Origin of the sequence: Chitinibacter bivalviorum (assembly GCF_013403565.1) — a bacterium.
GTDB lineage: Bacteria > Pseudomonadota > Gammaproteobacteria > Burkholderiales > Chitinibacteraceae > Chitinibacter > Chitinibacter bivalviorum.
In genome coordinates this window covers 944,378-957,031 of record NZ_CP058627.1, presented here as the reverse complement: position 1 = coordinate 957,031, position 12,654 = coordinate 944,378, and the positions used below count along the sequence as shown (strand labels likewise).

Annotated in this window: 9 protein-coding genes; 2 read left to right on the top strand and 7 right to left on the bottom strand. The window is 47.9% G+C overall.

Annotation, left to right across the window (positions count from 1 at the left end; translation table 11 throughout):
• The first annotated feature begins 43 nt into the window (after positions 1–43).
• Entirely contained in the window at positions 44–2,194 is a 2,151-nt protein-coding gene (locus HQ393_RS04365) for a putative bifunctional diguanylate cyclase/phosphodiesterase (RefSeq protein ID WP_179357631.1), read from the top strand.
• Positions 2,195–2,267: 73 nt separating this feature from the next.
• Here HQ393_RS04365 and rfaD read toward each other — a convergent pair whose 3' ends face one another.
• Genes rfaD through HQ393_RS04340 form a run of 5 tightly spaced genes read right to left on the bottom strand, consistent with a single transcriptional unit; the run spans position 2,268 to position 7,156 of the window.
• On the bottom strand, positions 2,268–3,272 hold the full coding sequence (gene rfaD / locus HQ393_RS04360; protein ID WP_179357630.1) for an ADP-glyceromanno-heptose 6-epimerase: 1,005 nt from the start codon (positions 3,270–3,272) through the stop codon (positions 2,268–2,270).
• A 1-nt stretch (position 3,273) separates the two neighbouring features.
• Complete coding sequence (locus tag HQ393_RS04355; protein ID WP_179357629.1) at positions 3,274–5,049, bottom strand: glycoside hydrolase family 9 protein; 1,776 nt, start codon at positions 5,047–5,049, stop codon at positions 3,274–3,276.
• 44 nt (positions 5,050–5,093) lie between these two features.
• A complete protein-coding gene (locus HQ393_RS04350) occupies positions 5,094–5,978 on the bottom strand; it encodes an ROK family protein (RefSeq protein ID WP_179357628.1) in 885 nt (294 codons plus the stop codon).
• A gap of 9 nt (positions 5,979–5,987) precedes the next feature.
• Positions 5,988–6,665, bottom strand: a complete 678-nt coding sequence (gene ung / locus HQ393_RS04345) for a uracil-DNA glycosylase (RefSeq protein WP_179357627.1) — start codon at positions 6,663–6,665, stop codon at positions 5,988–5,990.
• Positions 6,662–7,156, bottom strand: a complete 495-nt coding sequence (locus tag HQ393_RS04340; RefSeq protein ID WP_179357626.1) for a PilZ domain-containing protein — start codon at positions 7,154–7,156, stop codon at positions 6,662–6,664. Before HQ393_RS04340 ends, ung begins: the two co-directional genes overlap by 4 nt.
• A 139-nt stretch (positions 7,157–7,295) precedes the next feature.
• Here HQ393_RS04340 and HQ393_RS04335 point away from each other — a divergent pair, with 139 nt between their 5' ends.
• On the top strand, positions 7,296–8,102 hold the full coding sequence (locus HQ393_RS04335) for a carbonic anhydrase (RefSeq protein ID WP_179357625.1): 807 nt from the start codon (positions 7,296–7,298) through the stop codon (positions 8,100–8,102).
• A gap of 165 nt (positions 8,103–8,267) precedes the next feature.
• On the opposite strand, the gene acnB is transcribed toward HQ393_RS04335, so the two are convergent.
• Positions 8,268–10,853, bottom strand: coding sequence for a bifunctional aconitate hydratase 2/2-methylisocitrate dehydratase (acnB, locus tag HQ393_RS04330; RefSeq protein ID WP_179357624.1), 2,586 nt, complete (start codon positions 10,851–10,853; stop codon positions 8,268–8,270).
• A gap of 264 nt (positions 10,854–11,117) precedes the next feature.
• Positions 11,118–12,599 (bottom strand): DNA recombination protein RmuC, encoded by a 1,482-nt coding sequence (locus HQ393_RS04325; protein WP_179357623.1) that lies wholly within the window; start codon positions 12,597–12,599, stop codon positions 11,118–11,120.
• Positions 12,600–12,654: the final 55 nt, after the last annotated feature.

Here is a 12,654-nt window from a genome sequence, read left to right as displayed (position 1 = left end):
ATATTGGACTAAAAAAAAGTGCGAAATCACGAAGTAGCACACTATGTCCAGCCAGCGTTTTAAATTCGGACTGCAATATATTCGTAGTGCCAGAGCCAAAGTGCTGCTGGTATTGATTCTGCTTAACTGCGGGATTTGCATCTTTCTAAGTGCCAGCATTTATCGGGGTTTAACTCACTCGCTATATGCAGAAATTGATGGCCGCTTACAAACAGCGGCTAGCGCTATTCCGTATATTCTCCCCGATCACTACATCGATCAGGCACTTGGCAAACACCCCATTGTTTTGGGCGACTACATTGAGAATATGAATCGCCTCAATGAATACGCAAAACAAACTGGGATTCGCTATTTGTACGTGCTTGCCCTCAAACAAAATCGCGTCGTCTATCTGGCAGATAGCGCTTCAGAAACCGAAATTGCGGCTGATAATTATGGGCACTTTTATCAGCATTACGAAGATGAACAACAAACAACCCTCAATGCATTACGCCTACATCAAAGTCGCTTTGGCGAACTAAGTGACTCATATGGAAAATTCCGTTCCCTATCCATGATATTAAGTGCGAGAAATGGCGACCCTTACCTGCTAGGTGCAGACATTTCAATGACAACGGTAAACCAGCAGGAATGGCTCGTTCTCGCTCAAACACTGGGTTTTGCTGCTGTGATTATGCTGTTAGGCAGCCTAATTTCATGGTTACTTGCTTCCAAACTCACCGAGCCACTTCGCCGCTTTAGCAGCGCAGTACATCGTTTTACGCTGGGTGAATTTGATTTACGCATGAATGTACAATCTAAGGATGAATTGGGTAATCTAGCGACGGCATTCAATGCAATGGGCGATGCATTGAATGCCAGGGAAAGTCTATTGCGCCAACTGGCATTCGTGGATCGTATTACTGGCCTACCCAATCGGACGCGCTTTGCTGAACTCATCAACCAAGAAATCACGAATCATCGCGCCCCTTTTGCTGTAGTTATGATGAATTTGGCCGATTTTCACTATGTGAATGATTGTTTCGGCTTTGCAGAAGGCGATAATGTTTTGCGTGCGGTAGCAGATCGCTTGGCCGAATTGCAGCCTTACCCTGTTTTGGCGATTGGCCGCATGTCGGGCAATGACTTTTTGTTAATGATAAGTGCGGATCAACAGCAAGAATACGCTAGCAGCATTCTCAGAATTGAAGAGGCATTATCGAAGGCCATTGTTATCGATGATCATAAAGTTAATCTGGCCATGCGCTTTGGTGTAAGTTGTTATCCCGAGCACGCCACTGACCCAGAGAGCCTATTGCGGCAAGCTGAAATTAGTATTTTCTCAGCCAAAGAAGAATGCAAACTTTGTGTTACCTATGATCCAACCCGTGAAGTTGATCGGCAAAGTCAATTTACATTGATGGGCGATTTACGCGAAGCAATCGAAAACAACCAACTGGTCGTGCAATATCAGCCCAAAATATTCATTGCAGAGATGAAAGTAAATGCGGTTGAAGCGCTAGTACGCTGGCAACACCCCCGTCGAGGCTGGATTCCTCCCAGTGTTTTTATTGCATTCGCCGAACAATCAGGGAAATTGCGCAGTATTACTGAGTGGGTCGTGAAAGACGTGCTTCGCCAGCAGAGCCAATGGCAGGCCATAGGCATTGATGTTTGTGTTTCGGTTAATGTTGGCGTTGGTGATGTGGAAGATATTCAATTTGTTGATTTTATTGCGGAACAAATTCAAGCCCACAAAGGAAATCCAAATATTTGCCTGGAAATCACCGAAACCGGCGTAATGAAACAGCCTGATTTGATGGTAAAAAACTTAACTCGATTACGCGAGCTCAATATCGCGCTTTCGATTGATGATTTTGGTACTGGGTATTCGTCTTTTGCCTATCTGGCAAAAATGCCAATCAATGAGCTAAAAATTGACCAGACTTTTGTTATGGCGATGAATAGCACTTTTGAGAGCGTATCAATTGTACGTTCAATGATTGAATTGGGGCATATTCTAGGCTTAAAAGTCGTTGCGGAAGGCGTAGAAACTCAGGCTTGCTGGCAAGCATTGGCGATTATGGGGTGTGATGAAATTCAGGGTTATTTGATCTCTAAGCCATTAAATGCGAAAGACTTTGTAAAATGGCTAGAATCTGATTTCCAGCACCTAGAACTCCCCATTATGACAAACATGTCAAACAAACTATAAGCATTAAAAACTTAGCAATTAAAAAGCCAGATCAATATTCTGATCTGGCTTTTTTGATTTTATTTTTTTATTTTCAATTTTGTTCCAGCAAGGCTTCTACGTAACGCTTAACGCCTTCTTGCACCGTCAAGAATTTTTCCTGGTACCCTGCTTCACGCAATAAAGTTAAATCCGCCTCAGTGAAACATTGGTATTTCCCTTTGAGTGCTTCAGGAAAATCGGTGTACTCCAAAATACCCTGTGCCAACATCTCTTCTAGTGAAAGGACACTTTTGCCCTCTGCCAAACGGCAGGTATTTACCGCAGTGATGGCAATATCATTAAATGGCTGCGAATGCCCCGTGCCGACATTATAAATACCGCAAACCTCAGGGTTTTCTAAAAACCATAAATTCACTTTGACAATATCTTCAACCGAGACAAAATCTCGCGTATGACCACCTGCTGGATAGCCACCATATTCGCCAAATAACTTCACCTTGCCAGTAGCACGGTATTGGTTGAAATGATGAAAAGCGACTGAGGCCATCCGCTCTTTGTGCCATTCACGCGGACCATAAACATTGAAATAACGAAAGCCCGCTACTTGAGCCGTAATTTCACCTGCTGCGATGCGTTGGCGCAGCACTTGATCAAATAGCAATTTGGAGTAGCCATAGACATTTAGTGGTTTTTCGCAGTCAGGGCTTTCAATAAAGCCATGATCGCCATTGCCATAAGTTGCCGCAGAAGAGGCATATAAAAATTGCGCTTCTTCCGACTGACACCATTCAAACAAGCTGAGCGTGTACTGATAGTTATTGTCCATCATGTACTTGCCATTGTGCTCCATAGTGTCTGAGCAAGCACCTTGATGCAGCACTGCCGTGACCATGCCATCAAATGAGCCCGCGGCAAGTTCCTCAATAAAATCATGTTTATCAAGGTAATGCGCAATCTGCAAATCGGCTAAATTGCGAAATTTATCACCGCGAGTCAAATTGTCGACTGCAATAATATCGGTTTCACCGCGCTCATTAAGCGCCTTTACCAAGTTTGAGCCGATAAAGCCAGCCGCTCCAGTTACGATAATCGCCATCTTATTGTCCTTTATTCATACGTGCGCACAATGCTAAAAATAGCCAAGCAGCATGCGGCATCCACTGCTCGGTCCAGCGCCAACTATTTGCCATCGTGGCCTGCTCAGAAGGCCTGAAATCGATATCGGTTTCATCATCGAGCCCACTGGTAATGCCATTGCAAACACCGCCCGCGGCATTAAAAAACCCCGGCTCATAGCGGGGATTATTATGCCCCCAGCCTTGCAACATGCAGGCATCAAATGGATTATTACCCAGCACCCAATCTAAAGCCGCTTGCTCATAAACCGCCAGTTGCGCCACGAAGGCTGCGTCATCAGCAAACAATTTTTGAGCTCGGGCAGCGGCTGCCGCAATAGAGCCCAAGCGCGCATTTTCACCTTGCCACCAATAACCAGTACCATTGTCATGCGGAATGAAGAATTGGGTATTGCCAGCAACGCCATTCTGCATAACGTATTGACGAGGATACCCGAATGGGTTATTCACTTCGTCATAGGTAATTTTCAATTCATAAGCATACGCTTTACGCAGCGCAGCTTTGATACTGCCGATCAATTCACTACCTGGGCAAACCTCGATAAAGCGAATCAATGCAATATAGGGCAAGCCTGCTTCAGCAGCGTGGAAGAAACTACGTTGCGCCAAATGATCGGCAATGAACCAACCCTCAGCTTGTTGGCGCGCCAATAATTGCTGAACTCGCTGCTCCGCGGCAACTTGATACTGGGCATCACCACTGACTGCGAATAATTCGCTCGCGGCCAGCAAAGCGCAGTATTCATCAATGATATTTTCAACGCTGTCCTCAAGGTAGCTCAGATTATTCGCTTCTAGATCAGCAAATCCCTTTTGCGCTGCTTGCAAATAGTTTGCGCGGCTAAATTCACCATCGCGCTCCAACGTCGAGGCTCGCGCCAAGGCGGCAATCGCTGCGCCACCGCCTTGGCGATAAGCTGCTTGATAAGTTGCGTACTTATCGCCTTTTTGCGTTTTGTATTCACAAATATCACGGCGTGTAACATCTTTGCTCCACTGATCAAACACGGTCATGTAAAAATAACCCTGCTCGGCTTGCATGCGCACCAGAAAATCGGCGCCGTGACATGCTTCATCCGTAATCCGTTCATAAAACCATTTATTAAAGAACGCGATTTTTTCTGCGTCATCAGGGATCAAACCCTGTTGCACATAGTCCTCAAGCCAGACTGGGCGTGATGACAAACTTTGGAGACCATCAACCAGATTCCACACCACTTGTGGCGTTTGCTGCGGATTCATATATTGCGCAAATGACAGATGCGACAGGTACTTAGAAGCATCGCCCGAAGCATCATACCAGCCACCATGCACATCACGGCGAGTGTCGCCGCCGACGATGAGAGCCGCGTGATCTGCCGCATCAAAAATGCCCGTGCAACGCTGCCCTTTGATGTAATGTACGATATCGGACAATAGCAATTCACCCATTAAGTGATTGGCTATTTTAAATGACTGAGATGCCAAGGGCGGCGTCACTTCATCGATCGCGATAAAATACTCGCCAACCGTGTTTAACGCGGTAAATTCAGCTTGCCAGTAATGGCGCTTCACACCATTTTTGGTCCAGTTGCCGACTGTCCCCATTGCAACGATGGCGCCTCGGTGTACTGCCAAACGCATATTGGCGTCATAAACAGTAAAACTCTTACCTTTGAGCTGATCTGCCGCAGCTTCAATCAAAGCAGTTTTACGATTATTGGGCTCAAAACCCAAATGATTCAGAATGATTTTCAAAATTAGCTCGCTCGCAATTGCAATAAAAAATATGAATTACTCATCTATTTCGTTTGGTAAGTATTGAGCCAGTTTTTGCTCGCACCGATCATTCCGGCATGATTGCCAGCACTCGCCAATACGATTTGGGTCATTTCTTGGAAATCAGGCTGCAATTCAGTCTGCACCGCACTCGTCAATTCATGAAGAAATTGCGCTCCACGCGCGGTGATGCCGCCGCCGATCACGATACGCTCGGGGTTAAAGGCATAAATCAAATTCGCCAAGCCGCGAGCCAGTAGTTTAAACCATGCCTGCACAATCGCTTGAATTTGGGTATTGCCTTGATCATATAGGGCAAATATCGCCTTGCCGTCGAGTGGCTCGGCCGAATCAATTGATTGATTTACGCTATTTTGTAAGCCGCGCATAGACGCATGGTCTTCCCAGATCAATCCATCGATGCGCATATACCCCCATTCGCCCGCAGCGGCACGATGGCCACGATAAATTCGCTCATCAATGACGATACCGCCACCGATGCCAGTGCCTATTGCGACAGCGATGTAGTTGCCCACCCCTTTTGCGGCGCCCTGCCAACCTTCAGCCATCGCCACACAGTTGACGTCGTTATCTACGGCAACAGGCAGTTGCAGCGCAAGTTCAAGCTCAGCCTTTAGCTGTGTACCTGTGTAGCCATCGATTGCTTCTGCTGCGCCGATGATCACGCCGTTTTTAGCATCCACCAAGCCAAATGTACTGATGGCCACGCCCGCCACGGTATATTTCGCCATTAACTCACGGGCCAGGCGAATCAAAACGCTCACCAAGCCTGCTCCGCCGCTATATTTTGGCGTATCAAACAAGGCCGCCGATATAACCTCACCATTTTCGGTGACAATCCCGTATTTAATTTGTGTACCGCCAACATCAAAAGCGATTAAATTCATCTCTAAACCTTAAGCATTTGCCCAATCAATAGGGGTCTTTTGATGCAATTGTAAATATGCGTTAGCCTGTGAAAAATGGGCGCAACCAAAGAATCCGCGATAGGCCGATAAAGGCGAGGGATGCGCTGATTGCATAATGCAATGGCGGTGTGCATCAATAAGCTTAGCGCGTTTTTGCGCGTGAGCCCCCCAAAGCAAAAACACAATATTGGATTGCGTCCGTGAAAGATACTCAATCAGTGCATTGCTGATCAAATCCCAGCCCTGTTTTCCATGCGAACCGGCACAATCTGCTCGCACCGAAAAAGCAGTATTGAGCAATAACACGCCTTGCGCCGCCCAGCCAGCTAGATTGCCATGCGGTGGCGCAGTAATACCTTGATCTTGCGCCAACTCTTGCCAGATATTACGGAGTGAAGGCGGTGTTTTCACGCCCTTGGGTACTGAAAAGGCTAAGCCATGCGCTTCGCCAGCGCCGTGATATGGGTCTTGCCCTAAAATCACCACTTTTACGTCGTCTGGCGGCAGAGTTTCCAGCGCAAAAAACCACGATTGCGGCGGTGGAAAGACAGCGTGCTCGGCCACTTCAGCGCACAAAAATTTCTCTAACTCAGCAATTTTTGGCTCAGAGGCCAATCCAGTGACAGCGTCTTGCCAGGCGGCAGGAATAGATTTAATCAGATTCATAAATTGGTCTGCTTGGCGTTTTGAATTGCGCGGCGGTGATAGCGAAAAATAGTTTGCTCAATTTGATCCTGTACTACGGGGCTTAAATCGCAGAACTGAACGATAACGCGATGCCCAGCCTGCACTGGCGTACAAGCAATCACAATGACCTTGAGCTTAAGTAAAAATGGAAATAAGGCGGAAAAAGCAAATTGTATAGCGCCGGTACTACCCACCTCTATCGGTTCGTGATTCAACCAACTCACTTGCGATAGCCCCATCTGCACTTGCTGTGCGTTAGGCAATGAAATACTTTGATTTTTCGCCAGCCAGAGCAAAAGCAGGTCTTGCTTGGCCTGCGCCAACTCAATCGATACGGGCGTTTGCTCAAAATCAGCCAACACCATCAGATAGCGAACAATTTCCCACTCAGTGGCGCTTGACTTAAACACCCCAGCTTGCCACGCAAAGGGCAAAGTACTCTCAAAAGTTGGCCCTTCAATCTGCAACATCAGTTTTCCATCAAAACACAGGGTGAAAGGATTATATCGTCGATATGGCTCAATAAGTCGGTCAAATCACCAGAAAAAATTGGGTGTACACGTAAGTCCTGACTAAAATAGACAAACTAACATTGCAAGAGTACTCAGTATGCGCCCACCATCACGACCCGCCAATTTATGCGCCCTATTATTCCTTATCCTTTCACTGGCAGCCCAAGCCAACGACCCCCACAGTAGCAACAAAAAAACCAAACACGAAGCAGCGGCTCACGACCCATCACATTGGAGCTATGAAGGCAGCACGGGGCCCAACAATTGGGGCAATATGAAGCCTGAGTTTGCAACTTGTAAATCCGGCACTCAACAGTCGCCCATTAACATCACCGAAACCTATTCCCAATCGCTAGATCGGCTGCAGTTTAGCTATCAGCCGAGCAAGCTCAACATTCAAAACAATGGCCACACCATTCAGCTCAACTATGATTCGGGTAGCTTTTTAACGATCGGCTCAGACAAATACCAATTGCTGCAATTTCACTTTCATACGCCCAGTGAAGAAGCCATCGGCGGCAAGCGCTACCCAATGGTGGCGCATTTGGTACACAAAAATGAAGCTGGCCAATTGGCAGTTGTCGCCCTATTGATCAACCAAGGCAAGGAAGACAACCCACTATTTAATCAATTCTGGCAAAAGCTTCCGACCGAGCACAAAGAAACCCGCATTTTTGACGACATTCAATACAATGTGGCCAACTTGCTGCCGGGCAATCAAAGTTATTGGACCTTTATGGGTTCATTAACCACGCCGCCTTGCTCCGAAGGTGTGCGCTGGTTTGTATTGAAGCAGCCGCTGCAAATTTCGGCCAAACAAATTTCTCGCTTTAAACGTGAATTTGCGATGAATGCTCGGCCACTGCAATCTGTTTTTGAACGAGCCATCTTAGATAGCAACTAACATCTCGCCACCACACGACAGGTATTGCCCTAGAAACATTTTGTATATTGGATTTCAAAGCAATACCCAAGAAAACCCAGAGACAAGGCTTACGTGAGGCAATAAAAAACCCCGCCAATATTGACGGGGTTTTTCTTGGTGCTTAAATCACTACTACTTTAGATATTAGACCTGAACAGAGTCAGCTTCTGCTTGATAGGTATCGATTTGGTTGAAGTTCAGGTATTTATAAACTTCTGATGATTTGCTATCGAGCACGCCAACATCAGCCATGTACTCTTCAACAGTTGGGATGCGACCCAAACGTGAAGCAATCGCTGCCAATTCAGCCGATGACAAGAACACATTCGTGTTTTTGCCCAAGCGATTTGGGAAATTACGCGTTGACGTTGAAACCACTGTTGCGCCTTCACGAACTTGCGCTTGGTTACCCATGCACAAAGAGCAGCCCGGCATTTCAGTCCGCGCACCTGCTGCACCGAAGGTGCCGTAGTAGCCTTCTTCGGTCAGTTGCTGAGCGTCCATCTTCGTCGGTGGCGCGATCCACAATTTAGTTGGCAGATCACGCTTGCCTTCGAGCAATTTACCCGCAGCACGGAAGTGACCGATATTGGTCATGCAAGAACCGATGAATACTTCATCAATCTTCGTGCCGGCGACTTCAGACAATACCTTCACATCATCTGGATCGTTCGGGCATGCCAAGATTGGCTCTTTCACATCGGCCAAGTCGATTTCGATCACAGCTGCGTATTCTGCATCTGCATCAGGTTCGATCAGGCTTGGGTTAGCCAACCAGCTTTCCATGCTTTTCACGCGACGCGCCAATGTTTTCGCATCGCCGTACCCGTTTGCGATCATTGATTTGAGCAAGACGATATTTGATTGCAGATATTCAGCGATTGGCTCTTTGTTCAGGCGAACAGAGCAACCCGCAGCAGAACGTTCAGCAGACGCATCGGTCAACTCGAATGCTTGCTCAACTTTCAAGTCTGGCAAACCTTCGATTTCGAGGATACGGCCAGAGAAAATGTTTTTCTTGCCCGCTTTCGCTACGGTCAACAGACCTGCCTTAATCGCGTAAAGCGGAATTGCGTTGACCAAGTCACGCAAAGTGATGCCTGGTTGCAATTGGCCTTTGAAGCGAACTAGCACAGACTCAGGCATGTCGAGTGGCATCACGCCAGTTGCAGCAGCAAAGGCTACCAAGCCAGAACCCGCTGGGAATGAAATGCCGATAGGGAAACGAGTGTGCGAATCACCACCAGTGCCCACAGTATCTGGCATCAACATGCGGTTCAGCCATGAGTGAATCACGCCATCGCCTGGACGCAGAGAAACACCGCCACGATTGCGGATAAATTCTGGCAAGGTGTGGTGAGTTTTCACGTCTACAGGTTTTGGATAAGCCGCAGTATGGCAGAACGATTGCATTACCAAATCAGCTGAGAAACCCAAGCAAGCCAAGTCTTTCAGCTCGTCGCGGGTCATTGGGCCGGTGGTGTCTTGCGAACCAACCGACGTCATTTTTGGTTCGCAGTAAGTGCCTGGGCGCACACCTTGGCCTTCTGGCAAGCCACAAGCACGACCGACCATTTTTTGCGCCTGAGAGAAACCCTTAGTCGAAGCAGCTGGATCTTGCGGCAGACGGAAGATTGTTGAAGCTGGCAAGCCCAAAGCTTCACGCGCTTTTGACGTCAAACCTCGACCAATAATCAAATTAATACGGCCACCAGCACGTACTTCATCGAGCAAGACTTCAGTTTTCAGACTGAAAGTCGTTACAACTTGACCGTCTTTTTCAACTTTACCGTCGTATGGGTAGATCGTGATCACGTCGCCCATATTCAGATTAGTGACATCGAACTCGATTGGCAATGCGCCAGCGTCTTCCATGGTGTTAAAGAAGATCGGTGCGATCTTGCCGCCAACGCAGTAACCGCCAAAGCGTTTGTTTGGAACGAATGGGATGTCTTCACCGGTCCACCACAGCACTGAGTTAGTCGCTGATTTACGGCTAGAACCAGTACCTACCACGTCGCCCACGTAAGCGATTGGGTGACCTTTCTTCTGTAGCTCAACGATTTGTTTCATTGGGCCTACAGAACCTGGCTGATCAGCAACGATGCCTTCGCGTGGGTTCTTCAACATGGCCAAGGCGTGCAATGGAATGTCTGGGCGAGACCATGCGTCTGGCGCTGGCGACAAATCATCAGTGTTGGTTTCGCCAGTCACTTTAAATACGGTCACAGTCACTTGTGATGGCACTTCTGGGCGGCTAGTGAACCACTCAGCATCAGCCCAAGATTGCAGTACGGCTTTAGCGTTAGCATTGCCAGCATCTGCCAATTCTTTCACGTCATGGAAATAATCGAACATCAACAACGTTTTTTTCAGGCCTTCCGCAGCGATGCTGCCGACTTCTGCGTCGCCGAGCAAGTCGATCTGTGGCTTGATGTTAAAGCCGCCCAACATCGTACCGAGCAATTCAGTGGCTTTGGCGCGAGAAATCAAAGCACAGGTTTCTGTGCCTGCAGCTACAGCCGCCAGAAAAGCCGCTTTAACTTTGGCTGCGTCATCCACACCAGCAGGAACGCGGTGAGTCAACAATTCAACCAAAAATGCTTCTTCGCCAGCAGGCGGGTTTTGCAGCAATGAAATCAAATCAGCAGTTTGTTGTGCAGACAGTGGCAGTGGTGCAATGCCTTGCGCGGCGCGCTCGGCGACATGTTGACGGTAGGCTACTAACACGGCGATACCTTTTTAGGAGTGTGGAGGGTAGTAAATCTTTGCAGTTCTTATTGATATACAGCAAATCCTGTGCATTTTAACCCGATGTGACGATGCTGTGAATCAGCAAGGCGCATTGTTTGTAGCAAAAATGAAGTGACTACGAGGTCAAATAGCGGAAAGCCCGTACAAAGCGAACTCAGTACGGGCTAAATCTAATCAACAAATCAACAGGTATGTAGCTAAAAGCCTTTACAGATAAGGCCTAAAAAGAAATACCTAGATTTAGTTCACAACATCAACCAGTAGTGGATCACTCTCACCCGATAGACGCACCTGCTCGATCTCTATAAAACGTTTCGAGATTTTGTCGCTGGTAATGCTAACTTGCTGCACATCATCATGCGCTTGGCGAATATGCGTCGCCAATTTTTTCATCCTATCGTCAAAGCGGCTAAATTCTTGCGAGAGCTTGCCGAGTGCATCTTTGATAATGTGCACCTGCTTGCGCGTTTCAACGTCTTTAATTACCGCCCGCGCCGTATTAAGTACCGCCATCAACGTGGTTGGCGACACGATCCAGACGCGTCGCGCCATCGCATGTTGTACCAACTCGGGGTGGTAGGCGTGAATCTCGGCAAACACCGCTTCTGCGGGAATAAACATCACCGCACCATCGGCAGTAACATTCGGTACGATGTATTTATTCGCAATATCGTCGATGTGCTTTTTCACGTCAGCCTTAAATTGGCGGGTAGCGACGATCTTATCGACTTCATTACTGAACATGCGGTGATAATTTTCGAGCGGAAATTTCGAATCCACCGCAACCGTCCCCGTTGGCTCGGGCAATTTGAGCAAACAATCGACCCGCACACCGCCGGGCAGACTCACCTGCAATTCATACACTTGTGCTGGCAACACATTACTAATCAGGTGTTCCAACTGCACCTCGCCAAACGCCCCGCGACTGCGCTTATCACCGAGCAACTCCTGCAAACTCACCACATTGGTCGTCAACCCGTCGATTTTTTTCTGCGCTTCGTCAATCGTTGCTAACCGCGCCATCACATTGGCAAAGGTTTCGTTGGTTTTCTTAAAGCCTTCATCCAGTCGCTCGGTCACTTTGCCCGAAATCTCACCCAAACGAGTGTCCGTTGCTTTGGTCAACTCAGCCACGCTGGCGGTTAAGGTTTGTGAAGACTGCAGTAGTGCTGCTTGCAGCTGCTCCATTTCGCGCTTCGATTGCTCGGCCAGCATGGTCGATAATTTCAGCAACATATCTTCACGCAAGGCATCTTGTTTGGTCTGCAGTGAGGCGGAAATTTCGCCCAATTGCTTCAAAGTCTGCTCACGCGTCTCGCCCAGGCTCGTTACAAGGGACAATCGCAAATCCGCCAAAGCGGTGCCCTGCGCATTTTGCAAGCTCGCCATCGACTCACGACTGGCCTTCATTTCATTGCCAACCCCAGCGCGCAAACGCTCAAATGACTCACTCATCGTATCGCGCAAGCGATCACCTGAGCGATTTACCGCTTCATGCAGCAGGCTGCCGTGTTGGGTTAACCCTGCGTGCAGCGATTCGGCCTGCTTACTTAACCCCGCCTGCAAATCGGATAGCATTTCACGATGCTTGGTCTCCAAATCCTGCGTCAATGTATCAAGCACTTCGCGCTGATTGCTGGCAAGTTGATGCAACCGGGCAACAACCAAAACGCCGGTCAGCAGCACAACCAAGGTTGAAATTCCAAACAACAACTCCAGCATGATGTAAATCCGATTATTTCCAAAACAACGATTGTAGGCGATGCCAACAGATGCG

Excerpts from the sequence above, each read along its gene's own strand:
- rfaD (WP_179357630.1), bottom strand. The coding sequence starts at position 3,272 with ATGGCGATTATCGTAACTGGAGCGGCTGGCTTTATCGGCTCAAACTTG.
- HQ393_RS04350 (WP_179357628.1), bottom strand. The coding sequence starts at position 5,978 with ATGAATTTAATCGCTTTTGATGTTGGCGGTACACAAATTAAATACGGG.
- ung (WP_179357627.1), bottom strand. The coding sequence starts at position 6,665 with ATGAATCTGATTAAATCTATTCCTGCCGCCTGGCAAGACGCTGTCACT.
- HQ393_RS04325 (WP_179357623.1), bottom strand. The coding sequence starts at position 12,599 with ATGCTGGAGTTGTTGTTTGGAATTTCAACCTTGGTTGTGCTGCTGACC.
- HQ393_RS04365 (WP_179357631.1), top strand. The coding sequence starts at position 44 with ATGTCCAGCCAGCGTTTTAAATTCGGACTGCAATATATTCGTAGTGCC.
- HQ393_RS04335 (WP_179357625.1), top strand. The coding sequence starts at position 7,296 with ATGCGCCCACCATCACGACCCGCCAATTTATGCGCCCTATTATTCCTT.
- HQ393_RS04340 (WP_179357626.1), bottom strand. The coding sequence starts at position 7,156 with ATGTTGCAGATTGAAGGGCCAACTTTTGAGAGTACTTTGCCCTTTGCG.